Origin of the sequence: Acidovorax radicis (genome assembly GCF_020510705.1) — a bacterium.
GTDB lineage: Bacteria > Pseudomonadota > Gammaproteobacteria > Burkholderiales > Burkholderiaceae_C > Acidovorax > Acidovorax radicis_A.
The window spans coordinates 202,517-227,167 of sequence record NZ_CP075184.1; the positions used below are offsets into that span (position 1 = coordinate 202,517).

At 68.1% G+C, this 24,651-nt stretch carries 22 protein-coding genes; 9 read left to right on the forward strand and 13 right to left on the reverse strand.

The annotated features are described in order from the left end of the window. Nucleotides 1-73: 73 nt before the first annotated feature. The 5 genes from KI609_RS00885 to KI609_RS00905 form a co-directional block, all read right to left on the reverse strand. Nucleotides 74-1,282, reverse strand: coding sequence for an acetyl-CoA C-acetyltransferase (locus KI609_RS00885; RefSeq protein ID WP_226446103.1), 1,209 nt, complete (start codon nucleotides 1,280-1,282; stop codon nucleotides 74-76). A gap of 66 nt (nucleotides 1,283-1,348) precedes the next feature. Beyond that, nucleotides 1,349-2,632, reverse strand: coding sequence for an acetyl-CoA hydrolase/transferase family protein (locus tag KI609_RS00890; RefSeq protein ID WP_226446121.1), 1,284 nt, complete (start codon nucleotides 2,630-2,632; stop codon nucleotides 1,349-1,351). Nucleotides 2,633-2,800: 168 nt separating this feature from the next. Then, nucleotides 2,801-3,595: an enoyl-CoA hydratase/isomerase family protein gene (locus tag KI609_RS00895; protein WP_226446131.1), complete on the reverse strand. Its 795-nt coding sequence runs from the start codon at nucleotides 3,593-3,595 to the stop codon at nucleotides 2,801-2,803. 81 nt (nucleotides 3,596-3,676) lie between these two features. Then, nucleotides 3,677-4,570: a MaoC family dehydratase gene (locus KI609_RS00900; protein ID WP_226446142.1), complete on the reverse strand. Its 894-nt coding sequence runs from the start codon at nucleotides 4,568-4,570 to the stop codon at nucleotides 3,677-3,679. Nucleotides 4,571-4,744: 174 nt separating this feature from the next. Beyond that, complete coding sequence (locus tag KI609_RS00905) at nucleotides 4,745-5,662, reverse strand: SDR family NAD(P)-dependent oxidoreductase (RefSeq protein WP_086910946.1); 918 nt, start codon at nucleotides 5,660-5,662, stop codon at nucleotides 4,745-4,747. Between the two features lie 194 nt (nucleotides 5,663-5,856). Between KI609_RS00905 and KI609_RS00910 the strand changes: the two genes are divergently transcribed. The 6 genes from KI609_RS00910 to KI609_RS00935 all read left to right on the forward strand — a co-directional run bounded on the left by KI609_RS00910 (nucleotide 5,857) and on the right by KI609_RS00935 (nucleotide 12,858). Then, entirely contained in the window at nucleotides 5,857-6,762 is a 906-nt protein-coding gene (locus KI609_RS00910) for a MaoC family dehydratase N-terminal domain-containing protein (protein WP_226446144.1), read from the forward strand. A 71-nt stretch (nucleotides 6,763-6,833) separates the two neighbouring features. Beyond that, the gene (locus tag KI609_RS00915; RefSeq protein WP_226446146.1) at nucleotides 6,834-7,994 is read left to right on the forward strand and encodes an acyl-CoA dehydrogenase family protein; all 1,161 of its coding nucleotides are present in this window, start codon (nucleotides 6,834-6,836) and stop codon (nucleotides 7,992-7,994) included. A 19-nt stretch (nucleotides 7,995-8,013) separates the two neighbouring features. Further along, nucleotides 8,014-9,195, forward strand: coding sequence for a CaiB/BaiF CoA transferase family protein (locus KI609_RS00920; RefSeq protein ID WP_226446149.1), 1,182 nt, complete (start codon nucleotides 8,014-8,016; stop codon nucleotides 9,193-9,195). 50 nt (nucleotides 9,196-9,245) lie between these two features. Continuing rightward, complete coding sequence (locus KI609_RS00925) at nucleotides 9,246-10,622, forward strand: MmgE/PrpD family protein (protein ID WP_226446160.1); 1,377 nt, start codon at nucleotides 9,246-9,248, stop codon at nucleotides 10,620-10,622. Nucleotides 10,623-10,650: 28 nt separating this feature from the next. After that, a complete protein-coding gene (locus KI609_RS00930; protein ID WP_226446162.1) occupies nucleotides 10,651-11,520 on the forward strand; it encodes an HpcH/HpaI aldolase/citrate lyase family protein in 870 nt (289 codons plus the stop codon). Nucleotides 11,521-11,607: 87 nt separating this feature from the next. Next, a complete protein-coding gene (locus tag KI609_RS00935) occupies nucleotides 11,608-12,858 on the forward strand; it encodes an MFS transporter (protein ID WP_226446164.1) in 1,251 nt (416 codons plus the stop codon). 59 nt (nucleotides 12,859-12,917) lie between these two features. On the opposite strand, the gene KI609_RS00940 is transcribed toward KI609_RS00935, so the two are convergent. From KI609_RS00940 to KI609_RS00975, 8 genes are all read right to left on the reverse strand, one after another. Beyond that, nucleotides 12,918-14,039, reverse strand: a complete 1,122-nt coding sequence (locus KI609_RS00940; RefSeq protein WP_226446175.1) for a CaiB/BaiF CoA transferase family protein — start codon at nucleotides 14,037-14,039, stop codon at nucleotides 12,918-12,920. Between the two features lie 43 nt (nucleotides 14,040-14,082). Next, the gene (locus tag KI609_RS00945; RefSeq protein ID WP_413463358.1) at nucleotides 14,083-14,871 is read right to left on the reverse strand and encodes an IclR family transcriptional regulator; all 789 of its coding nucleotides are present in this window, start codon (nucleotides 14,869-14,871) and stop codon (nucleotides 14,083-14,085) included. Between the two features lie 53 nt (nucleotides 14,872-14,924). Beyond that, on the reverse strand, nucleotides 14,925-15,719 hold the full coding sequence (locus KI609_RS00950; RefSeq protein WP_226446187.1) for an enoyl-CoA hydratase/isomerase family protein: 795 nt from the start codon (nucleotides 15,717-15,719) through the stop codon (nucleotides 14,925-14,927). Further along, nucleotides 15,716-16,522, reverse strand: a complete 807-nt coding sequence (locus KI609_RS00955) for an SDR family oxidoreductase (RefSeq protein ID WP_226446189.1) — start codon at nucleotides 16,520-16,522, stop codon at nucleotides 15,716-15,718. Before KI609_RS00955 ends, KI609_RS00950 begins: the two co-directional genes overlap by 4 nt. A gap of 9 nt (nucleotides 16,523-16,531) precedes the next feature. Then, the gene (locus tag KI609_RS00960) at nucleotides 16,532-17,530 is read right to left on the reverse strand and encodes a Bug family tripartite tricarboxylate transporter substrate binding protein (RefSeq protein ID WP_226446191.1); all 999 of its coding nucleotides are present in this window, start codon (nucleotides 17,528-17,530) and stop codon (nucleotides 16,532-16,534) included. 99 nt (nucleotides 17,531-17,629) lie between these two features. Next, entirely contained in the window at nucleotides 17,630-18,394 is a 765-nt protein-coding gene (locus tag KI609_RS00965) for a crotonase/enoyl-CoA hydratase family protein (protein WP_226446193.1), read from the reverse strand. 186 nt (nucleotides 18,395-18,580) lie between these two features. Then, nucleotides 18,581-19,348: an SDR family NAD(P)-dependent oxidoreductase gene (locus tag KI609_RS00970; protein ID WP_226446216.1), complete on the reverse strand. Its 768-nt coding sequence runs from the start codon at nucleotides 19,346-19,348 to the stop codon at nucleotides 18,581-18,583. A gap of 63 nt (nucleotides 19,349-19,411) precedes the next feature. Continuing rightward, nucleotides 19,412-20,590: a thiolase family protein gene (locus KI609_RS00975; protein WP_226446227.1), complete on the reverse strand. Its 1,179-nt coding sequence runs from the start codon at nucleotides 20,588-20,590 to the stop codon at nucleotides 19,412-19,414. Between the two features lie 207 nt (nucleotides 20,591-20,797). Between KI609_RS00975 and KI609_RS00980 the strand changes: the two genes are divergently transcribed. The 3 genes from KI609_RS00980 to KI609_RS00990 all read left to right on the forward strand — a co-directional run bounded on the left by KI609_RS00980 (nucleotide 20,798) and on the right by KI609_RS00990 (nucleotide 24,615). Beyond that, the gene (locus KI609_RS00980) at nucleotides 20,798-22,357 is read left to right on the forward strand and encodes an AMP-binding protein (RefSeq protein ID WP_226446229.1); all 1,560 of its coding nucleotides are present in this window, start codon (nucleotides 20,798-20,800) and stop codon (nucleotides 22,355-22,357) included. A 72-nt stretch (nucleotides 22,358-22,429) separates the two neighbouring features. Then, entirely contained in the window at nucleotides 22,430-23,584 is a 1,155-nt protein-coding gene (locus KI609_RS00985; RefSeq protein WP_226446231.1) for an acyl-CoA dehydrogenase family protein, read from the forward strand. A gap of 44 nt (nucleotides 23,585-23,628) precedes the next feature. Beyond that, entirely contained in the window at nucleotides 23,629-24,615 is a 987-nt protein-coding gene (locus KI609_RS00990) for a Bug family tripartite tricarboxylate transporter substrate binding protein (RefSeq protein ID WP_226446233.1), read from the forward strand. The last annotated feature ends 36 nt before the right edge of the window (nucleotides 24,616-24,651 follow it).

Genomic DNA, 24,651 nt, shown 5'->3' on the forward strand with positions numbered 1-24,651 from the left:
GCGTCCCCCTTCCCTGAGCGCGAAGCGCGCAGAGAGAAAAGGGGGAAGGCGCGCGGCGCCTCAGGGGGTTGTTTCAGATTCGCTCGAACACCGCCGCAATGCCCTGGCCGCCGCCGATGCACATCGTCTCCAGCCCGTAGCGGCCCTTGCGGCGCTGCAGCTCATGCAGCAGCGTGGCCAGAACGCGCACGCCGGTGGCGCCGATGGGGTGGCCCAGCGAGATGCCTGAGCCGTTGACGTTGAGCTTGTGCGCGATGGCATCCTGGTCCTGCCATTCCCAGCCCTTGAGCACGGCCAGCACCTGGCAGGCAAACGCCTCGTTGAGTTCCACCAGGTCCATGTCTTCGAGTTGGAGGTTCAGGCGCGCCAGCAGCTTTTTCACGGCCGGCACCGGGCCAATGCCCATGTGCGAGGGCTCGCAGCCCGCCGCCGCCCAGCCTACCAGCGTGGCCATGGGCGTCAGGCCCAGCTCGGCCAGCTTGTCCTCGGCCACGATCAGGCAGGCGGCGCTCGCATCGTTTTGCTGGCTCGCGTTGCCGGCCGTGACGGTGCCGCCCGGCATCAGCGCGCGCAGCTTGGCCAGGCTTGCGGGTGTGGTCTCGGGCCGGAAGCCCTCGTCCTGGCTGAAAAGCACCGGGTCGCCCTTGCGCTGGGGCACCGGTACGGCAACGATCTCGTCGGCAAAGCGCCCCGCCGCCCAGGCCGCCGCCGCGCGCTGGTGGCTGCGCAGGGCATAGGCGTCGGCCTCTTCGCGGGTGATGCCGTAGTCGCGCGCCAGGTTCTCGGCGGTCTCGATCATTCCGCTGATCTTGCCGAAGCGCTCCACTGGCTGTGAGCGCTCGCGCCCGCGGTCCAGCCGGTCAAAAAAGCGCACGTTGCCCGAGCGAGCGCCCCAGCGCATGTCGGTGCTGTAGTACTCGATGTTGCTCATGCTCTCCACGCCGCCGGCAATCACGACGTCGGCGGCGCCGCTTTGCACCATCATCGCGGCCGTGACGATGGCCTGCAGGCCGCCGCCGCAGCGGCGGTCCAGCTGCATGCCCGGCACCGACACCGGCAGCCCTGCCTGCAGCGCGGCCCAGCGGCCCACGCAGGGCACCTCGCTGTTGGCGTACGACTGGGCCAAGACCACGTCATCGATGCGCGCGGGGTCGATGCCGCTGCGCTGCACCACGGCACGCACGGTGGTGGCGGCCAGCTCCTCGACGGGCACGGGCCGCAGGCTGCCGCCGAAGGTGCCGACAGGGGTGCGAACGGGGGTGACGATGGCGGCTCTGCGCATGGTGGGTCTCCTTGGAATATGAATAAAAATGGCCGCTGACGCTTATCAGATAAGCGCCACTAGCTATCAAGTTTGATGAAACGCCGCGCCACAGTGGCGCAGTGTTTCGTGGGCCTGGCGCTCCAGGTCCTCGCGGTGTTCGGGGGCGGCAATGTCGATCAGGCGGCGCACGCGGCGCGACAGCGGCTGGCCACGCAGGTCGGCCACGCCATGCTCGGTGACGATCAGGCCCGCGTCGCTGCGCGGTGTGCTCACGGGGCCCGACAACCGGGCCACGATGCGGGTCTTGCCCTTGGCGGTGGCGGGCAGCGCCACGATGGGCAGGCCGCCGTGGCTGCGCGCCGCGCCGCGCAAAAAGTCCACTGCACCACCCACGGCCCCCACATACACGCCAGCGGCCACTTCGGCATTGATCTGGCCAGTCAGGTCCACCTCGATGGCCGCGTTGATGGCGGCCAGCTGCTGGCTGGCGGCGAGCACCTCGGGGTCGTGCGTGTAGTCGGTGCCGCGCAAGGCCAACTGGGGATTGCGGTGCGCCCAGCGGCGCAGCTTCTCGCTGCCCATCAGGATGCCGCCGATGCCCACGCCGGTGTCCAGGCTCTTCTTCGCGTTGGTCAGCACTCCGGCTTCGGCCAGGGCGGCAACGCCGTCGCCCACCGCACCGCTGTGCAGCCCCAGGTCGCGGTGGCCGTGCAGCGCGGCCAGCACGGCCTCGGGCAGGTTACCCACGCCCAGCTGCAGCGTGGCGCCGTTATCGATCAGTGCGGCGACATGGCGTGCAATGGCCTGCTCCACCGGGCCGGGCGCGGTGCGGTTTTGCTCCAGCGGTGGGTGCTCGGCGTCGATGAGCAGCGCGAAATCGCCGGCCTGCAGGTGCACGCTGCCGTGGGTCCAGGGGATGGCGGGGTTGACCTCGCCGATCACCACGCGCGCCTGCTCCAGCGCGGCGGGCAGGTATTCCTGCGCCAGGCCCAGGCTGTAGCGGCCCTCCTCGTCGGGGGGCGAGACCTGCAGCAGCACCACGTCAACGGGCAGCACACCGGCGCGGATCAGGCCGGGCAGGTGCGAGTAGTGGCTGGGCAGGATGTCGAGCACGCCGGCTTCGGCCAGGCGGCGGTGCGGCCCACCTGCGGCGTAGCCAAAAAAATCGATGGCATCGGCCTGCTCGGGCTGCAGCGTGTCCGATGCGCCAATGCCCACGAACACCCGCAGCCGCCCGCCCTGCGCCAGCGCATGGCGGTGCGCCACCAGCGCGCGCGTGAGCGTCAGCGGCTCGGCCGTGGCCTGGCCCCACCACAGCGTGTCGCCGGGGCGGATCAGCGCCTGTAGCCGCTCTGCCAATAAGCTCATGTCAATACTCCACGGCGTTGCGCGCCGCCAGCATCCGCTGTAACTGGCGCAACCCAGGCGAGGGCCGCCGTGCAAGGGCCGCCCCGCCGCACGGGCGGCGTCCCCCTTCCCGTAGCGCGCAGCGATGCGAGAGAAGAGGGAAGGCGCGCAGCGCCACAGGGGGATGCCTCATAGTTTTTCCCAGTCGAACCGCAGCGGCTCCTTGGCCTTGAAGCGCTGCACCGCGTCCTGGTGGTAGGCCGAGCCGCGGCACATGGACTGGGCGTAGGACTCCAGCTCGGCGATGGTGCGCGCGTCGCTCTCGAAGGACTGGTTCATGATGGTCTTGGCCATACCGATGGCGGCCGTGGACGCCTCGCCAAAGCGCCGCGCCAGCGCCCGCGCGGCCTCGGTCAGCGCGGCCCCGTCTTCGACGATGTCGTAGACCATGCCGAGCTGCTGGGCCTCGTCAGCATCGACCGTGCGCGCGGTGAAGACCAACTCCTTGGCTTTTTGCTGGCCCACGATGCGCGGCAGCAGGTGCAGGGCGCCCAGGTCGGGCACCAGGCCGATGCGCCCGAACACCGCGCAGAACTTGGCACGGCGTGTGGCCAGTACAAAATCGGCCGCCAGCGCCAGGCTCAGGCCCGCGCCAAAGGCCGGGCCGTCCACGGCGGCGATCACGGGCTTTTCCAGGTTCACCAGCTCGGGGAACCACTGGTGCAGCTCGCGCATGCCGGTGCGAAACGCCAGGCCGGTGCGGCTGGTGTCGAGCATGGCCGAGATGTCACCGCCCGAGCAGAAGGCGCCGCCCGCGCCGGTGAGGATGACGGCATGCACCTGCGCGTCGTCACGCATCTGTGCAATCGCGGCGGCCAGGGCCGGGCGCATGTCCATGCTGAGCGCGTTGCGCGCTTCGGGGCGGTTCAGGGTGATGGTGCCGATGCCGTCCAGCACCGAGGTCAACACGGGGGATGCGCTCATGGCGTTCTCCTGGGATTGTTATGGATGAAAATGGGCTTTGGCGCTTGTGCAGAAAGCGCTGCTAGCTCACTTTTTGATAGTTCAGACCAGCTCGGCAAACCCGTGGCTCAGCACCACCTTGTTGCGCTCCGCCACACGGGCGCGCAACTGAAATTGCCCCGCTTGCCCGGGCACGCGCCAGATCTCGGTCACCAGGGTCTCGCCCGGGTACACCGGCGCGGCAAAGCGGATGTCCAGCGCCTTCAGGCGCGTGGGGTCGCCCCCCGCGCACTGGCGCAGCACCGCGTGCGCCACCAGGCCATAGCTGGCCAGGCCGTGCAGGATGGGGCGCTCAAAGCCCGCCTTGGTGGCCACGGCCGGGTCGGCGTGCAATGGGTTGGTGTCGCCCATCAGGCGGTACAGCAGCGCTGCCTCGGGGCGGATCGCTTGCGTGTTGGTGACGTCGGGCGCGCGGTCCTCGGGCGTGGGGGGCAGCGCGGGCAGCGGTGCGTCGCTGGGCTGGCCGCCGCCCTGCTGGCTGTAGCCGCCGTCGCCGCGCAAGAAGGTCACCTGCTGCACGGTGGCCAGCAGCTCGCCCGCGGCGGATTCGAGGCGCCGCTCCGTGATCATGATGGCGCCCTTGTCCTCCCCCTTGTCGGTCAGGTGCGTGATGCGGTTGTGGCCCACGACGTCGCCGCTGGCAGGCAGCGCCTGGTGCCAGCGCACCCGCTGCTCGCCGTGCAAGAGCTTCACCCAGTCGATGCCCGTGTCCGGCTCGCGCGCCCAGAAGCCGGGGTAGCCCAGCACCACGGCTTGCGTGGGCAGGGCGCGCAGGCCGCCTTCCAGGCCCTCATAGACAAAGGGCAGGGCGGCGGCGTCCAGCGGGTCGTTGCCCAGCCCAAGGCTGAGCGCATACAGCATGGTTTCGCGTTCGGTGTAGTGCTGGTGCACGGGGGCAAAGGCCCGGTTTTTCAAGTGTTGGTAGTCAATAGCCATTTCGATCTTCCATGACGCTTTGCGTCTCTGCACAACCCCGGCAACCGGCGCTCCCCTAGGCCAGGGCAGCCGAGCAAGGGCCGCCCCGCAGCGAGGGCTGCGTCCCCCTTCCCGCAGCGCGCAGCGATGCGAGAGAAGGGGGAAGGCGCGCAGCGCCTCAGGGGGTTGCTTCTGCTACACCGGATCCCAGCTGAACACGTCGGCCGAGCGGTCCATGGGAACGAACGAGGCCTTGAGCGCCGGCATGCCGTGCTCGGCGATGAACTCGGGCGTCCAGCCCTCGCTGCGGTGCACCGAGCGCAGGGGGCGCGGTTGGCTCATCAAAAAGATTTCGTTGTTGCGCACGGCAAACACCTGGGCGTTCACATCTTTGGCCTGGTCGGACAGCAGGTACACGGCCAGCGGCGCGATCTTGTTGGGTGTCATCTGCTGGATCTTGGCCACGCGCGCCTGCTGCTCGGGCGTGTCGGTGGGGATGGAGCCGATCATGCGGCTCCAGGCAAACGGCGCGATGCAGTTGGAGCGCACGTTGAACTTCTGCATGTCCAGCGCAATGCTCTTGGACAGGGCCGTCAGGCCCAGCTTGGCGGCGCTGTAGTTGGCCTGGCCCAGGTTGCCGATCAGGCCCGAGGTGGAGGTCATGTGCACGAAGGCACCGCTCTCCTGTTCCTTGAAGTGGTTGGCGGCGGCGCGCGCCATGAAATAGCTGCCATACAGGTGCACCTTGATCACGGCGTCCCACTCGTCCAGGCTCATCTTGTGAAAGAACCGGTCGCGCAGGATGCCCGCGTTGTTGACCACGCCGTCGATGCGGCCGAAGTGGTCCAGCGCGCACTGGATGATGCGGCCGGCGGCAGCAGACTCGGCCACGCTGTCCATGTTGGCCACGGCCTGGCCGCCAGCGGCCTTGATCTCATCGACCACCTTCTGCGCGGGGCCGGCGTCGGTGCCTTCGCCCGTGGTGGAGGTCCCGATGTCATTCACCACCACCTTGGCGCCGGCCGCCGCCAGGGCCAGCGCCATGTCGCGCCCGATGCCGCCGCCAGCCCCCGTGACCACCACTACCTTGTCCTGCACCATCTTCTGCGTCATGTTTGTCGTCCTTCGTTAGCGATATGGAAATCAATGGCTGCGAGCATGAACGCAAAGGCCCCGGTGCGCTATTCGGCAATCAAGAGGGCGGGCTTTGGCCGCATGAAAGCAGTCGCGCAAGGGCAGGGGCTTCATGGGCGCCGAAGACACGCTTCCACAAACGCGGATTGCACCGCCGACCGCCAGCCCGCACGATGGCGACCATGACAGAACCCACCATTGACAACGCCCTGCTCGCGCACCTGCAGACCTGGCAGGGCCAAAGCGAAACCCTGGGCGACACCCTCACGGCGATGCCCGTGGCGGCGCTGTCGGCCACGCTGGACCGTGACGACCCGGCGCCCGCCGCTGGCACCGCCCTGCCACCGCTGTGGCACTGGCTGTATTTTTTGCCGCACGCCCGGCAAAGCGAGATCGGCCCCGACGGCCACCCCAAGCGCGGGGGCTTTTTGCCACCCGTGCCGCTGCCGCGCCGCATGTGGGCGGGCGGGCGCCTGCGCTGGGAAATGCAGGGCGATGGCGCCAACCCGCTGCGCGTGGGCCAGGAGGTGCAGCGCACGTCCACCATTCAGTCGGTCAAGCACAAGGCCGGGCGCACGGGCGAGCTGCTTTTTGTGCTGGTGGAGCACCAATACCGCAATGCCCAGGGTCTGGCGCTGACCGAAGAGCACGACATCGTCTACCGCAGTGCTGCCCAGCCCGGTGACCCGGCACCCGCACCGCAAAAGCCGCCCCTGGACGGCCAGGCCGCCTGGTCGCGCACCATCGTGCCCGACGACGTGCTGCTGTTCCGCTACTCCGCGCTCACCTTCAACGGCCACCGCATCCATTACGACCGCAAGTACGTGACCGAGGTTGAGGGCTACCCCGGCCTGATCGTGCACGGCCCGCTGATCGCCACGCTGCTGCTGGACCTGCTGCGTCGCAGTCTGCCCGGCGTGCAGGTGGCCACGTTCGACTTCCGCGCGGTGCGCCCCACCTTCGATCTGCACCCCTTCAGCGTGCACGGCAAGCCATCGGCCGACGGCAAGACCGTGGAGCTGTGGGCCCAGGACCACGAGGGCTGGCTGACCATGCAGGGCACGGCCACGCTGGCCTGAAAACTACCAAATCAATAGCTGCTAGCGCTTGCTACGAAAGCGCTAGAGCCCAAAAACACTTGAAAACCACCATGATCCACCAGCCCGACCAGTACCAGGAAATCCGCGACGCCGTGCGCGCCCTCTGTGCCCAGTTCCCCGACGAATATTTCCGCAAGGTCGACGAGGCCCGAGGCTACCCCGAGGCGTTTGTCGATGCCCTGACCAAGGCCGGCTGGATGGCCGCGCTGATCCCGCAGGAATACGGCGGCTCGGGCCTGACCATGGCCGAGGCCTCGGTCATCATGGAAGAGATCAACCGCAGCGGCGGCAACTCCGGCGCCTGCCATGGCCAGATGTACGTGATGAACGCCATCGTGCGCAGCGGCAGCGAGGCGCAAAAGCAAAAGTACCTGCCCAAGATCGCCTCGGGCGAGTTGCGCATCCAGTCCATGGGCGTGACCGAGCCCACCACCGGCAGCGACACCACCAAGCTCAAGACCACGGCGGTGAAGAAGGACGGCCGCTGGGTCATCAACGGGCAAAAGGTCTGGATCTCGCGCATCCAGCACAGCGATCTGATGATTCTGCTGGCCCGCACCACGCCTGCCGACCAGGTGACAAAGCGCTCCGACGGCCTGAGCTGCTTCCTGATCGACCTGCACCAGGCGATTGGCAACGGCCTCACCGTGCGCCCCATCCTGAACATGGTCAACCACGAGACCAACGAGCTGTTCTTCGACAACCTCGAAATCCCCGAGGACGCGCTGCTGGGCGAAGAGGGCAAGGGCTTCAAGACCCTGCTGGACGGCCTGAACGCCGAGCGCACCCTGATTGCCGCCGAGTGCATTGGCGATGGCTACTGGTTCATCGACCGCGCCACCAAGTACGCCAAGGAGCGTGTGGTGTTCAACCGCCCCATCGGCCAGAACCAGGGCGTGCAGTTCCCGATTGCCGATGCCTTCATCGAGCTGGAAGCCGCCAACCTGATGCGCTGGAAGGCCTGCGAGAAGATCGACGCCCACCAGAACGCAGGCGCCGAGGCCAACATGGCCAAGTACCTGGCGGCCAAGGCCAGCTGGGAGGCCGCCAACGTCTGCCTGCAGACCCACGGCGGCTTTGGCTTCGCATGCGAATACGACATCGAGCGCAAATTCCGCGAAACGCGCCTGTACCAGGTGGCGCCGATATCGACCAACATGATTTACAGCTACGTGGCCGAGCATATCCTCGGGCTTCCACGCTCCTTCTGAAACCGAGCAAAGGCCTTTTATGACCCGCCCCCTCGACGGCATCACCGTCGTCTCGCTCGAGCACGCGGTGGCCGCGCCGTTTTGCACGCGCCAGCTGGCCGACCTGGGTGCGCGCGTCATCAAGGTCGAGCGCCCCGGCAGCGGCGACTTCGCGCGTGGCTACGACCAGCGCGTGAGGGGCCAGTCGTCGCACTTCACCTGGATCAACCGCAGCAAGGAGAGCCTGGCGCTCGATGCGAAGCAGCCGCAGGCCAAGGCCGCGCTGCTGCAGCTCTTGAAGACGGCCGACGTGCTGGTGCAGAACCTGGCGCCCGGCGCGGCCGCGCGCATGGGCCTGTCGTACGAAGCCCTGAAGGCCCACAACCCTCGGCTCATCGTCTGCGACATCAGCGGCTATGGTGCCGACGGGCCGTATCGCGACAAGAAGGCCTACGACCTGATGATCCAGAGCGAGGCAGGGTTTCTGTCCGTGACGGGCACGCCCGAGACGCCCTCCAAATCCGGCATCTCGGTGGCCGACATTGCCGCAGGCATGTATGCCTACACCAACATCCTGTCGGCCTTGCTGCTGCGCGGCAAGACGGGCGAGGGCAGCCATATTGACGTGTCCATGCTCGAAGCCATGGGCGAGTGGATGGGCTACCCGATGTACTACGCCTACGACGGCGCGCCCCCGCCGCCGCGCACCGGCGCATCGCACGCCAGCATCTACCCCTATGGGCCGTTCGTGGCGGGCGATGGCAAGACGGTGATGCTGGGCCTGCAAAACGAGCGCGAGTGGAAGGCCTTTTGCGACACCGTGCTGCAGCGCCCCGAGGTGGCCACAGACGCGCGCTTCTGTTCCAACGGCCAGCGCAACGCCCACCGCGACGCGCTGCAGGCGCTGATCCTGCAAGCGTTCTCCACGCTCAGCGCCGCCCAGGTCGTCGAGCGTCTGGACGCCGCCGGCATCGCCAACGCGCGCGTCAACGACATGGCCGACCTGTGGGCGCACCCACAGCTGGTCGCGCGCCAGCGCTGGTGCAGCGTGGGCACGCCTGCGGGCGCGGTGCCCGCGCTGCTGCCACCGGGTGTGAACAGCGCGTTCGATTACCGCATGGACGCCGTGCCCGCTGTGGGCCAGCACAACGCCGCCATCCTGGCCGAGCTGGGCTGGAGCGCCGAGCAGATCGACGCACTGCAGGCGCCCCAACCCCTCTGATTCAAAAAACATAGCTGGCAGCGCTTTTCCTGCCTGCCCTGGAGCCCTCAATGAAGCAAGAAACCCAAGCCGCCATCCACCCTCTGGCCCAGTTGGCCGCCACGCTGCAATGGAGCGACGTGCCCGCACCCGTGCAGCGCCGCGCCGAAGACCTGTGGGTGGACTGGTTCGGCTCGGTGCTGGCCGGCTGCCAGGCGCGGCCCGTGGCCAGCATCGCGCGCTTTGCGCTGTCGCAGGGCCCGGCCTCGGGCCCCAGCGAAGTCATTGGTCGCGGTGCCAGCAGCTCGCCGATGATGGCTGCGCTGGCCAACGCCGCCGCCGCGCATGTGGCCGAGCAGGACGATGTGCACAACGGCTCGGTGTTCCACCCGGCGGCCGTAGTGTTCCCGCCCGCGCTGGCCGTGGCACAAAGCATTGGCGCCAGCGGCGCGCAGCTCATGGCCGCTTGCGTGGCGGGCTACGAGGTGGGCATCCGCGTGGGCGAATTTCTGGGCCGTAGCCACTACAAGGTGTTCCACACCACGGCCACGGCCGGCACGCTGGCCGCCGCCGCCGCCGTGGGCCGCCTGCTGGAGCTGACGCCCGCGCAGATGCAGCATGCGTTTGGCTCGGCCGGCACGCAGTCGGCGGGGCTGTGGGAATTTTTGCGCACCGCAGCCGACAGCAAGCAGCTGCACACCGCGCACGCCGCCGCAGCGGGGCTGATGGCCGCCTACCTGGCCAAGGACGGCTTCACCGGTGCGCAGGACATCTTCACCGGGCCGCAGGGCATGGCCGCGGGCATGTCCAGCGATGCCAACCCGGCCAGGCTGACGGACGGGCTGGAGGGTGGAAAGGTGAGGCGCTGGGCCACGGCCGAGACGTCGTTCAAATGGCATGCCTCATGCCGCCACACGCACCCGGCCGCCGACGCGCTGCAGCAGGTCATGCGCGAGCACGGCCTGGCGCCCGCCGACATCGCGCAGGTGGTCTGCCATGTGCACCAGGGCGCCATCGACGTGCTGGGGCCGGTGGTCTCGCCCGCCACGGTGCACCAGAGCAAGTTCTCCATGGGTACGGTGCTGGCATTGGCGGCGCGTTTTGGCCATGCGGGTTTGACCGAATTCGACGCGCAGTTCCTGGCCCCGGACACGGTGGCCCTGCGCGAGAAGGTGCGCATGGAGCTGGACCCCGAGGTGGACGGCGCCTACCCGCAGCGCTGGATCGGCAAGGTCACCGTGCAGACGACCGACGGCCGCATGCTGCACGGCCGGGTGGACGAGCCCAAGGGCGATCCCGGCAACACCCTGTCGCGCGAGGAAATCACGGCCAAGGCCTTGCGCCTGGCGGCCTATGGCGGCGCGGTGCCTGCCGTGCAGGCCGAGGCCGCCGTGCAGCACCTGTGGCGGGTGCAGGAGTGGCCGCGCGTGCAAACGCTGCTGGCGTGACCCCCGTTTTCCAAAAAAGAAAGCCTCCATGTTTGATTCGATGGCCCAGGCCTGTTCCTTTCTGTTCGTGCCCGCCACCCAGCCCGAGCGGCTACCCAAGGCCCTGGCCAGCGGCGCCGACGTGGTGATCGCCGACTGGGAAGACGCCGTGGCCCCCGCCGACAAGGAACGCGCCCGTGCCGCACTGGCGCAGGCCGTGGGCACGCTGGAGAAATCGGCGCGTGCGCGCCTGCTGGTGCGCATCAACAGCGAGGGTTCCCCGTGGTTTGCTGCCGACCTGCAGGCCCTGGCGCAACTCACGGCGCAGGGACTTGCCGGTGCCGTGGTGCCGAAGGCCGAGCGCGCATCAACGCTGCAGGCTGTGGTCCAGGCGGGTGGGCCGCAGGCGGCCCTGGTGCCACTGGTGGAAAGCGTGGCGGGTCTTGCCGCCGCCGACGCGCTGGCGGCCGCGCCGCAGGTGGTTCGCCTGGCCTTCGGGCACCTGGACTTCCAGGTCGATGCCGGCATGGCCTGTGGTGACACCGAAGAAGAACTGCTGCCCGTGCGCCTGGCCCTGGTATTCGCCTCGCGCCGCGCGGGGCTGGCCGCACCCCTTGACGGCGTGACGGTGGACACGCGCAACCCCGAGCGCATGGCCCGCGACGCCGAGCGCGCCCGGCGCATGGGCTTTGGCGGCAAGCTGTGCATCCACCCGGCACAGGTGCCGGTGCTGCATGCCGCCTTCGACCCCGACGAAGCGGCCGTGGCCCACGCGCTGCGCGTGCAGCAGGCGCTGCAGCAGGCCGGTGGCGGCGTCTGCGTGCTTGACGGTCGCATGGTGGATGCGCCGGTGCTGGCGCAGGCGCAGCACACCCTGCAGCGCCACGCCCGCGCGCAGCAGCGCCTGGCCTTTCGCTGAAACCGGCCAAAGCGCGCAAGTGCATACCGCGTGTGCGCAAGGCAGCGCGAAGCCGCAGACCGCACCCCGCGCCCGCACAATCACTCCATGCCATCAACGTCCACTTCCTCCACGGTCAAACCGTCCCCCGCGCAACCTCTTTGGGTGATGTTGCTGGCCCTGCTGTCGGGCTTTGCACTGAGCCAGGCGTACCGCACCACCACCTCCATCGTGGCCCAGGGCCTGCAGGTGGATTTCGGCCTGCAGGCCTCATCGCTGGGCGCATTTGCGGGGCTGTTCGGCCTGTCCTTTGGCGTGGCGCAATTGCTCATGGGCATTGGCCTGGACCGCTACGGCTTGCGCCGCACGGTGCTTGCGGCTGCGCCCCTGGGCATTGCTGGCGCCGCCTTGTCGGCCCTGGCGCCCAGCTACGGCTGGCTCATGGCCGGGCAGGTGCTTATCGGGGTTGGCTATTCGCCGGCCTTTGTGGCCTGCACGCTGTTCATTGCCCGGCATTTTTCGGCCGAGCGGTTTGCTTTTTTCTCGGGCATGTCCATGGGGGTGGGCGGCCTGGGCCTGCTGTTCACCGGCACGCCGTTGGCCTGGGTGGTGCAGCACTGGGGGTGGCGCGCGGGTTTCGGCGTGCTCTCCACGCTGAGCGCGCTGTCGTGGCTGCTGATCTTCGCGCTGGTGCGTGAGCCTGTGCACCCTGACGCCCCGCCGCGCGCCCCAGAAAGCTGGGGGCAGGCCCTGGCGGGCTTTGCCGCGCTGCTTACCTTGCCCCACACCTGGGGCGTCATCGTGTTGGGCATGTCGTGTTACGCGGCTTTCCTGTCGCTGCGCGGCCTGTGGCTGGGGCCGCTGCTGATGGATCGCTTTGGCTTCTCGCTGCTCGACAGCGGCAACGTGGCGTTGGCGCTGTCGTTGATCGCCCTGTTCACGCCGGCCGTGTTCGGGCGCATGGACCCGGGCATGCATCGGCGCCGGGCCTGGGTGGGCAACGCCTCGCTGTTGATGGCCAGCCTGTTTGCGGTCATGGCCTTTTTGCACCACGGTGGCGCCACCGTGGCGCTGATGATTCTGATGGGGCTGCTTTCCGGCTACAGCATCCTGCAATACAGCGATGCGCGGTCGTCCTATCCGCCCGAGTTGACCGGGCGTGCGCTCTCCCTTTTCACCATGGCCATGTTCCTGGGCGTGGCCCTGATGCAATCGGTGACGGGCGCACTGGGCGCTTGGGCCGGGGCCCGGGGCATGGAGCCTTACCGTGTGGTGCTCTTGGCCATTGCCGCCTGGCTCGCGCTGGCCTCGTTGGCGTTTCGGTTGCTGCCAGCGCCGCCGCTGTTAAAGCCACGTTGAATCCCCGCGTTGATGGGCACACCGTGGCGGGGAGCCTGCCTTGCGCTGCCCCGCGCTGCCTAGGGTGCTGAGCGCTGCCGCCACACCGCCTGCGCGCCAGCCTGGCCCAGCCCTTCCATGATCGCCTGCGTGTGCGCGCCCGGCAGGCAGGCGTCTGCGGGTGTATAGGCCGCGCCATCGAAGCGCGGTGCGGGGGTGGCCTGCAGCACGCCCTGGTGTTCGGCGTACACGCCGCGCGCACGCATGTGGGGGTGCTGCGCGGCCTCCAGGGGGCTGAGCACGGCGCCAAAGCAGGCATCCGTGGGCTCCAGCAGCGCCTGCCAGTGCGCGCGTGGCTGCGCCAGGAAGAGGGTGGCAAGGCGCGCGCGGCGCACGGGCCAGACGGGCTTGTCCCATTGCGCACCCACGAAATCAGGATCTGCCGCGAGCCCCAGCGCATCGAGCAGCACGTCGTAGAACTGCGGCTCCAGGGCGCCGATGGTGATGTGCTTGCCGTCTGCGCAGACATAGGTGTCGTAGAACGGCGCGCTGTCGTGGATGCTCTGCCCGCGCACGTCGGCCACCAGGCCATTTTGGCGCGCGCTGAGCATCAGGTTCAGCATGTGGGCCGAGCCGTCCACGATGGCCGCGTCCACCACCGTGCCGCGGCCCGTGGCGCGCGCCTGCACGATGCCCGACAGCAGCCCCGTCATCAGGTAGAGGGCACCGCCGCCGATGTCGCCCAGCACGGCAAAGGGCGACACGGGCCGCGCGTCAAAGGGGCCGCAGCCCCACAGCGCGCCACTGACGGCGGCGTAGTTGGTGTCGTGTCCGGCACGCGGCGCCAGCGGCCCGCTCTGGCCCCAGCCGGTCATGCGCCCGTACACCAGGCGGGGGTTGATGCGTTGGCACTCCTCGGGGCCCAGGCCCAGGCGCTCCATCACGCCGGGGCGCATGCCCTCAATGAGCGCATCGGCCTCGGCCACCAGCGCCAGCACCAGCTGGCGGCCCCCCTCGGTCTTGAGGTCGGCGAACACCGAGCGCTTGCCCCGGTTGAGCAGCGGGCCCGTGGGCGTCTTGCCCTTGGCCTCGCGCACCACCGAGATCACATCCGCCCCCAGGTCGGCCAGGTGCATGGCACAAAACGGCCCCGGCCCCAGGCCACCAATCTCCAGCACACGTACGCTGTCCAGAACCTTCACGATGTCTCCTTCGGTTGTGTTGTGTGTTGCTGGAGAGGGCGCGTCACGACAGGCCCGAGGTCCCAAGCACGCTCTCTACCGACCGCACCAGCGTGCGCAGGCGCGGGCCGACCTCGGTCTCCAGCTTGCCGCACAGGGGGCTGTAGACGGGCAGCGTCACGGCGAACACCCACAGCTCGCCGTCCTGCGGCTTGGACATGGCCACGGCGATCGACTCCAGCTCGCGGTGCAGGTCGCCGTGGCTGCGGCAAAAGCCGTTCGCGGCCAGATCGTGGCGTGCATCGTCGAGCCGCTGATCCAGCCAATCGGCGCGCTGCGGGTCTGTGGCGCGCAGGTCGCGCAGGTAGGCGTTGCGCTCCATATCGGGCAGGCCCAGCAGATAGGCGCGGCCCGAGGCGGTGCGCGACAGCGAGGTGCGCACGCCCACCTCGGGCCGGAAGATGGGGTTGCCCAGGCTGTTGGCCTGCTCCACAAGGCACAGCTCGCGCCGAAAGCCCACCGCCAGCTGCACTTGCCCCTCGGTCAGGTCGGCCAGCGCCTGCATCTGCGGCCGGGCGAATTGCCGCAGGGCCAGGCGGGTGAGCACCGGCGAGGACAGGCCGAGCAGGCCCAGCCCGGGCACGTACTTGGACAGCCGCTCCGAGTAGCGCAGCAGGCCCAACTCGCACAAGGTGTCCGTGAGGCGGAACAGCGTGGGCTTGGGCAGGCCGGTCAGGTCCATCAGTTCCTTGGCGCTGAGCTCCTGGCATTTGTTCGAAAAGCACCGCAATATGGAAACGCCGCGCACCAGGGCGCTGACCAATTTGCCGTCTGGATCTGCGTTCACGTTCACATGGACCTCGAAAAACCGCTGATTTTCGCTTGATTCATTGGCAGCCCACGCTCTCACGCCTGCGGCCACTGAAAGGGCAGCGGTTTTTTCTCCAGAAAGCAGTGCACGGCCTCGCGGTGTTCGGGCGTGCCCATGGCCAGGGCCTGGGCGTTGGCTTCCTGCTCCAGCAGCGAAGGCAGGTCGCTGGCGGTCAGGCTCAGCGAGCGCTTGATCAGGCTCAGCGCCACCGGCGAGGCGTTTACAAAGCTGTGCGCGATCACGTGGGCGCGTGCTTGCAGTGCCTCGGGTTCGGCCAGTTCAAAGGCAATGCCCAGCCGCAGCGCTTCCTGCGCAGACACCTCGCGCCCCGACAGCATCAGCTCACGCACACGCTGCACGCCGACGACGCGCGGCAGGGTATAGAACGCCGCGCAGTCCGGCACCACGCCCATGCGGATGAAAGACATGGCAAAGCGCGCGCGTGTGCTGGCGATGATGAAGTCGGCCGCCAGCGCCAAGCTGAAGCCCGCGCCATAGGCCGCGCCATCCACGGCCGCGACCACCGGCTTGTCCAGCAGCATCAGGTCCTTGAGCCAGTCGTGCAGGCTGGTCAGGCGGCGGCGCCAGCCACCGTTGTCCAGGCCGCTGGCCGCTATGTTGCCCAGGTCGCCGCCCGAGCAGAAATGTGCGCCCGCGCCCGTCAGCACCAGCGCGCGAATGGCCGGGTCGCCCTGCACCTGGCGCACCACCTCGGCCATCTCACCGCGCATGGCGGGGTCGAAGGCGTTGCGTTTGTCGGGGTTGCTCAGGGTCAGCGTGGCCACGCCGTCCTGCACCTCGAAAGCGATGCGTTCATAGCTTGTGGTCATGCCGCGCTCCGGGGCACATAGGACGCGCGCATGTCGCGTCCACCGTGCAGCGATGAGCCACCGTCCACGGGGATGACGGCGCCCGTCACAAAGCTGGCCTGCGGCGACGACAGGAACAGCGCCACGTGGGCAATGTCCTCCAGCGTGCCCATGCGTTGCAACGGCACGGTGGCGACCGCGTTGGCCAGCGCCTCAGGGGTGGGCGCAAGCCGGCGCATGCCTTCGGTATCGGCAATGGGGCCGGGCGCTATGGCGTTCACGCGCACGCCTGCCTCGCCCCATTCCATGGCCAGCACGCGCGTCATCATGTCGATGCCGGCCTTGGCCGCGCAGGCGTGCACCTGGTACATGGTGGGGTTGACGCCCTGTGGCGCCGAAATGTTGATGACGCTGGCACCTGGCTTCCTCAGCATCGGATAGGCTAGGCGCAACACGTGGAAAGTGCCGTTCAGGTCAATGTCGATCACGGTCTTGAAGCCGTTGGGCGACAAGTCCTTGGCGGGGGCAATGAAGTTGCCCGCAGCGCCCGAGACCAGCACATCGATGTCACCGAACTGCGCATGCGCCTGGCGTAGCGCGGTTTCCACCGCCACCGGGTCGCGCACATCGGTGCTGATGCCCAGCGCCTGCGCACCCAGCGCGCGCAGCCCGTCGGCCGCCTGCTGCACCTTGTCGGGCGATCGGCTCATCACGGTGACATGGGCGCCCGCGCGGGCAAACGCCTGGGCGATGCCGAGATTGATGCCACTGCTGCCGCCAGCCACGAACACGTGGCGGCCTGCGAAGGTTGGGGGGATGTGCATGGTGTGTCCTCAATCCAGTTGCAATTTCTGGCTGCGAATCAAGTCGCCCCAGTCCTGGCGGTCGCGCTCCACGATCTTCGAGAACTGCTCGCTCGCCATGCCGCCGGGGCGGCCACCGAGTTCGCGGTAGCGCTGGACCACGGCCGGGTCCTGCAACACAGCGATGAGGTTGTCGGTGAGCTTCTTCACCACCGCCGGTGGCGTCTTGGCGGGCACGAAAAAGCCCATCCAGCCCACCTTGTCGAAGTCCTTCATGCCCAGCTCGGCCATGGTGGGCACGTCGGGCAGCTCGGGCTCGCGCGTGGCGCCGGTCACGGCCAGCGCGCGCAGCTTGCCGTCCTTGACGTGGCCCAGCGATCCCGTGAGGTTGTCGAACATGAATTGCGTTTCGCCGCCCACGATGGCCATGGTGGCCGGGGCGGAGCCCTTGTAGGGCACATGGACCACATCGACGCCCGCGCTCTGGCGCAGCAGCTCACCCATCAGGTGCGTGGTCTGGCCCACGCCCGCAGACGAAAACGCCAGCTTGCCCGGCTCGCGCTTGGCGGCGGCGACGAGGTCTTTCAGGCTTTTGATGGGCGACTTCACCGGCACGACCAGCACGTTGGCGAACGAGATCATGTCGGTCAACGCAATGAAGTCCTCGGCCTTGTAGGGGAGCTTCTGGTAGGCGGTGTAATTGATGGCGTTGGAGCCGGTGTTGCCCACCAGCACGGTGTAGCCGTCAGGCTGGGAGCGCGCCACGAGGCTGCTGCCCAACGAGCCGCCCGCGCCGGGCTTGTTGTCCACCACGATGGGCTGGCCCAGCCGCTCGCTGAGCTTTTGTGCCATGAAGCGTGCAGGCGTGTCGGTGGTGCCGCCGGCCGCACCGGGCACGACGAAGGTGATGGGACGCGTGGGCCACGCGGCGTCGGCCCGGGCGGGCTGCGACGTCGCCAGCGCGGCCAGGCCCAGCAGGGCGCTAGCGCCCGCCAGGCGCAGCGCTTGGCGGTGATGGTGGAAAGGCATGTTTTGTCTCCTTCGGTCCTGGTAGTGCTGGGCTGTCAATTGCTATTGAATAAATAGCGTATTGCGCTTTATGGACGGGCGTTTGAGCCTCTTATTTCATCAAACACCTTGCCAGACAGGCGGGCGCTTTTCGGCAAAGGCCGTGGCCCCTTCGCGTGCGTCTTGCGAGGCGAATACCGGCGCGGTGATCACGGCCTGGCGGTCAAACATCTCGGCCTGCGGCCAGTCGGCCGACTCTTGCGCCACGCGCTTGCTGGCGATCAGCGCCAGCGGGCCATTGGCTGCCACGGTCTGGGCCAGTTCCAGGGCGGCGTCCAGCGCCTGGCCGGGCTCGACCAGGCGGTTGACCAGGCCATGGGCCTGGGCGCGCTCGGCGCCGAACATGTCGCCGGTGAGGATGCATTCCATGGCGACGTGGTAGGGCAGGCGCTTGGGCAGGCGCAACAGGCCACCAGCGGTGGCCGCCAAACCCCGCTTGACCTCGGGCAGGCCGAACTTGGCCGTACGGGCGGCCACGATCAGGTCGCAGGCCAGCACCAGCTCGAAGCCACCGGCCAGCGCGTAGCCCTCGACGGCGGCGATCAGCGGTTTGCGCGGCGGCTGTTGCGTGAGGCCACAAAACCCCCGCCCGGCGATGCTCGGGCGCTTGCCCTGCAGGAAGCCCTTCAAGTCCATGCCCGCACAGAAGGTGCCACCCGCGCCGGTGACGATGCCTACCTGCAGCGCCGGGTTGCTGTCCAGCGCATCGAGCGCGGCCACCATGGCCTCGGCCATCTCCAGCGTGGCGGCATTGCGTGCCTCGGCGTTGCTCAGCGTCATGATTTGCACGTTGCCGCGCACTTCGACCAGTACCGTGGATGCCATCAAAAAATCCTTTCAGTGCTTCGCGGCGTTGTTCACCGCATTGCGTAGCCCCGACCTCTGACATTGGCGCTGCCCAGACCAAGGCAGCCGCGCAAGGGCCGCCCTGCCGCGCTGGCTGCGTCCCCCTTCCCGGAGGGCGAAGCGCGCAGAGAGAAGGGGGAAGGCGCGTAGCGCCTCAGGGGGTTGTCACCTCGGTGCCATGCGAATGGCCCCATCGAGGCGGATGGTCTCGCCGTTGAGCATGGGGTTCTCCAGGATGTGCAGGGCAGTCAGCGCGTACTCGCTGGGGTGGCCCAGGCGTGCCGGGTGGGGCACCGAGGCGGCCAGCGACTGGCGCACGTTCTCGGGCAGCTTGGCCAGGATGGGCGTGTCAAACAGGCCGGGGGCAATGGTGCACACGCGGATGAACTTGGACGCCAGGTCGCGCGCGGCCACGATGGTCATGCCGATCACGCCCGCCTTGGACGAGGCGTAGGGGATCTGGCCGATCTGCCCTTCGTAGCCCGCCACCGACGCGGTGAGCACGCACACGCCGCGCTCGCCGTCGATCGGTTCGTTTTTGGCCATACTCACGGCCGCCAGGCGCAGGGTGTTGAAGCTGCCGATCTGGTTGACGCGGATGATGTTGATGTACTTTTCGAGCGAACCGGGGCTGCCATCTTTTTCGATCAGGCGCACCGGCCCGCCGATGCCCGCGCAGTGCACCAGCGCGCGGAAGTTGCCAAAGGCCTCGGCCGCGGCAATGGCCTGGGCCATCTGCTCGGCGTCCGCCACATCGGCTTTCACGTAGCGCAGGCGGCCTGCGTAGTGTTGTTCCATGGCCTGGCCGCGTTCGTCGTTCAGGTCCACGGCCACCACGTTCAGGCCACGCTCCAGCAGCGCGATGGCCGAGGCCTCGCCCAGGCCCGAGACGCCGCCGGTAACGAGGGCGGTCATTCCTTGTTGCAGCTTCATGATTCTTTCCTTTTTGGCCTCTAGCGCTTGTCCATCAAGCGCAAGCAGCTATTGAATTGATAGTTACAGGCGTTCGATGATGGTGGCGTTGGCCATGCCGCCGGCTTCGCACATGGACTGCAGGCCGTAGCGCTGGCCGCTGTCTTCCAGGGCGTGCAGCATGGTGGTCATGAGGCGGATGCCCGAGGCGCCCAGCGGGTGGCCCAGGGCAATGGCGCCGCCGCGCGGGTTCAGGCGCTCGCCGTCGGCCTTGAGCTCCTTTTGCCAGGCCAGAGGCACCGAGGCAAAGGCCTCGTTGATCTCGTAGTGGTGGATGTCGTCCAGCTTCATCCTGGCCTTGGCCAGCGCGCGTTGCGTGGCTGGGATGGGGGCGGTGAGCATGTACAGCGGGTCGTCGCCCACCACGTCGAAGGCCACGAAGCGCGCACGCGGGCGCAGGCCCAGCTGCTGGGCACGCTGCTCGCTCATGATGAGCATGGCGCTGGCGCCGTCGGTCATCTGCGAGGCGTTGCCGGCCGTGGTGGCCCACTGGATCTGCGGGAAGCGCGCGGACAGCTCCTCGCTCTCGAACACGGCCTTCAGGCCCGCGAGCTTTTCCACCGTGGTGCCGGCGCGGATCGTCTCATCCTGCGTCACGCGGCCGGCCGGGGTGGCTATGCCCACGATCTCGCGTGCAAAGCCGCCGCCCGACTGCGCGGCATGGGCGCGCTGGTGCGAGCGCACGGCATAGGCGTCCAGATCGGCGCGCGAAAGGCCCCATTGGGCGGCCACCAGGTCGGCCGAAACGCCCTGGCCCACCAGGCCGGGGGCGAAGCGCGCATCGAAGCGCGGGCCGGTGGTGTTCTTGCCCATGCGCGAGCTGCCCATGGGTACGCGGCTCATCGACTCCACGCCGCAGGCGATCACGATGTCCTGCGTGCCCGCCATGATGGCCTGGGCCGCAAAGTGCACGGCCTGCTGGCTGGAGCCGCATTTGCGGTCGATGGTGGTGGAAGGCACATGCGCGGGCAGACCGGCGGCCAGCCAGGCCAGGCGCCCGGGCGTGCCTGCCTGCTCGCCCGCCTGGCTGACGCAGCCGCAGATCACGTCGTCCGCGGTGCCGGGGTCGAGCTTGTTGCGGGCCACCAGTTGCTCCAGCACCTGCGAGAGCAGGTCCACGGGATGGACCTCGGCCAGTGCGCCATCGGGCTTGGCCCGGGCCATGGGGCTGCGGATGGCATCGACGATGACAGGAATATTCATACTCACTCCATGTGTTTATGAGACTAATGATCCATTAAAAATGATTTTGCCCGCGTTAGTTTGTGTTAAAGGCCGTGTTTACCCGGTATTTTTTAGCGTGTCAGCCTGAAAAAATCCGCCAACACATCGGTTTTGTGAGACAGGCATTTTGCTTTTGGGTGGACTTCTCCACCACGGCGTCTTGCCAGGGAGCAACAGGTGACAGGTATGCAGGACTTTTTCGGCCGCGCGGCGACGGCTCCCGAGCGGGTGGTACTGGTCATGGCCGAAACCGGCACGCACTACACCGCTGGCGAAGTGGCGCGCAGCGCCTTGCAGATGGCGCAGTGGCTCCATGCCCAGGGGCTGCAGGCGGGCGAGCGCTTCGCGGTGGTGCTGGAAAACCGCGTCGAGATCCTGGCGCTGGCCCTGGCGGCCCGGCGGGCGGGCCTATATGCCGCCGTGCTCAGCACCCACCTGATGCCGGCCGAGGTGGCCTACATCGTGCAGGACTGCGGTGCGCGGCTGGTGGTGGCATCGCACAAGACCTTGCCCCAGCTGGCGGAGTCGCAGGCGGCCCACCCCTTGCCATGCTGGACCGTGGACGACGCCACACCGCAGGCCCAGTCGCTGCAGGCCGCGCTGCAGGCCCTGCAGGGCCTGCCGGCCGACTTTGCAGACCGCCCGTTGGGGCGTGACCTGCTGTATTCATCGGGCACCACGGGCCGGCCCAAGGGTGTGCTCAAGCCCCTGCAGCCCAGCCACCTGCGCGGCCAGACCGACCCCGAGGCGCTGGGCACGGGCCGCCTCATGGGCATGGACGAGCACACCGTGTATCTGTCGCCCGCGCCGCTGTACCACGCGGCGCCGCTGCGCTACACGCTGCGCGTGCTGGAGCTGGGGGGGCAGGCCGTGATCATGGAGCGCTTTGACGCCGAAACCGCCCTGGGCCTCATCGAGCGCCACCACGTCACCCACAGCCAGTGGGTGCCCACCATGTTCGGCCGCATGCTCAAGCTGCCCGAGGAGGTGCGGCGGCGCTACGACCTGTCCAACCACCGCGTGGCCATCCATGCCGCCGCACCGTGCCCCGTTCATGTCAAGCACGCCATGCTCGACTGGTGGGGCGACATCCTGATGGAGTACTACGCGGGCTCCGAGGGCTGCGGCACCACGATGATTTCGTCGCAGGAATGGCGCTTGCGCCCCGGCTCGGTGGGCCGGCCCACCACGGGCCAGCTGCACATCGTGGACGACGCCGGGCAGGAGCTGCCCGTGGGAGAGATCGGCCAGGTGTACTTCTCGGGCGGCGGCCAGTTCAGCTACCTCAACGACCCCGAGAAGACCCGCCAGGCCATCAACGAGCGCGGCTGGATCACCTACGGCGACATCGGCCATGTGGACGCCGAGGGCTATCTGTATTTGAGCGACCGCCGGGCCGACCTGATCCTCTCGGGCGGCGTCAACCTGTACCCGCAGGAGATCGAGAACGCACTGATGCGCCACCCCGACGTGCAGGAGGTGGCCGTGGTGGGCGTGCCCCACCCCGACTTTGGCGAGCAGCCCCTGGCGGCTGTGGTGCTGCGCCTGGGGGCGGACGGCTCTCTCGCAACGGCCCGCGCCATCGCCGCCCAGGCCGCCGAAGTGCTGGCGCGCATGAAGCTGCCCCAGCGCATGGTGTTCGTCGACGCCCTGCCGCGCCTGGAGACCGGCAAGCTGCTGCGCCGCGCGCTCAAGGATCGCTTTCGCGACGAGCCGCAGGCGGGGTTTGCCCTGCGTGACTCCTGAAACCATAGCTGTCAGCGATTTACAGGTAAGCGCCAGAGCCATATTTGACCTTTATTTCTTGAGACACTGACCATGCAAGACCTGATCCAGCGCACCGTCTACCGCGAAGACCACGAGCATTTCCGCGAGCAGGTGCGGCGCTTCTTCGACAAGGAAGTCGTGCCCTTTCATGCCGAGTGGGAGCGCCAGGGCATCGTGCCCAAGGAGGTGTGGCGCAAGGCCGGCCGCGAGGGCCTGCTCAACACCATGCTGCCCGAGCCCTATGGCGGCGGCGGCGACTTCGGCCACGCGGCCGTGCTGATCGAGGAAGTGGGCCGCACGGGGGCCACCGGCCTGGGGTTTCCGCTGCACTCGGACATCGTCGCGCCCTATATCAACACCTATGGCAGCACGGCGCAAAAGGACCGCTGGCTGCCCAAGATGGCAGCGGGCGAGCTGATCGGCGCCATCGCCATGACCGAGCCCGGCGCGGGCAGCGATCTGAAGTCGGTGCGCACCACGGCCACGTTGGTCAAGAGCAGCGGGGGCGACCACTACGTCCTCAACGGCAGCAAGACCTTCATCACCAACGGCATCAATTGCGAGCTCGTCATCGTGGTGGCCAAGACCGCACCCGAGCTGGGCGCCAAGGGCGTGTCGCTGATCGTGGTGGAGGAGGGCACACCTGGCTTCAGCAAGGGCCGCAAGCTCGAGAAGATCGGCCTCATGGCGCAGGACACCTCCGAGCTGTTCTTCGACAACGTCCAGGTGCCGGTGGACAACCGCCTGGGCGAAGAGAACATGGGCTTCAAGTACCTGATGCACGAGCTGGCACAGGAGCGCCTGGTGGTGGCAGTGCGCGCGGCCATGTGCATCGAGACCTTCCTGCAAAAGACCGTGGACTACACCCGCGAGCGCAAGGCCTTTGGCCAGACGGTGTTCGAGTTCCAGAACACGCGCTTCAAGCTCGCCGAGGCCAAGGCCCAGGCCACCATGCTGCGTGTGTTTGTGGACGACTGCATCGCGCTGCACCTCCAGCGCGCGCTCACGCCCGAGCGCGCCGCCATGGTCAAGCTCAATGCCACGGCGCTGCAAAACTGCCTGCTCGACGAGTTTTTGCAGCTGCATGGCGGCTACGGCTACATGACCGAATACCAGGTGGGCCGCGCCTGGACCGATGCGCGCATCGGACGAATCTACGGCGGTAGCGACGAGATCATGAAGGAAATCATCGCCCGCACGCTGTAGCCCGAGCCATCCGTTCCCTACACAACCTTCAAGGAGACATCACCATGGCATTCACCCGGCGCAAGACCCTGGGCCACTGGCTACCCCTGATCGCACTGGCCGCTGCCTGCGGCGTCAGCGGCGCACAGGCGCAGGACCAATACCCCAGCAAACCCATCCGGCTCATCGTGCCTTACCCGGCCGGCGGTGGCACCGACATCATTGCCCGCCTGATTGGCACGCAACTCACCCAGCGGTGGGGCCAGGCGGTGGTGGTGGAGAACAAGCCCGGCGCCAGCGGCATACTGGGCAACGACACCGTGGCCAAGGCGCCGGGCGACGGCTACACCGTGCTCATGGGCATCACCACCGTGGTGCAGATCCCGGCGCTGTACAAGAAGGTGCCCTACAAGCTCAGCGACCTGGCCCCGGTGTCGCAGGTGGCCAAGTCGGCGGACCTGCTGATGGTGCCGCGCAGCTCGGGCGTGACCACGCTCGAGCAGTTCGTTCAGAAGGCCAAGGCCGCGCCCGGCACGTTCAACTACGGCACCTATGGCAACGCCACCTCGTCGCACATGAACGGCGAGCGCTTCAAGCAAAAGGCCGGCATCGACATCACCCACATCCCCTACCAGGGCTCGGGGCCCGAGATGGCAGCCATGCTGGGCGGGCAGCTGACGCTGGCCTTCGTCGATGCCACGGCCGCCTACCCGCACATCAAGTCCGACAAGATCAACATCCTGGCCGTGACCGGCGCCCAGCGCCATCCGGCCCTGCCGCAGGTGCCCACCATGACCGAGGCGGGCTACCCGGGCCTGGAGGCCAATGGCTGGTTCGGCATGTTCCTGCCCGCCACGGCGCCCAAGGCCATCGTGGACAAGCTGGGCGCCGAGGTGAGTTCAATAGTCAAGACCCCCGAGCTGAACAAGCGCCTGACCGAGATGGGCCTGATTGCCGTGGGCTCGCTGCCCGACGAGTTCAAGGCCCAGATCGACAAGGATGCCGCGCATTGGAAGAGCGTGGCCGAGGCGGCCAAGATCTCGATGGACTGAGCCCCGACCACCCCACCACCCCATGCAGGGAAAAGC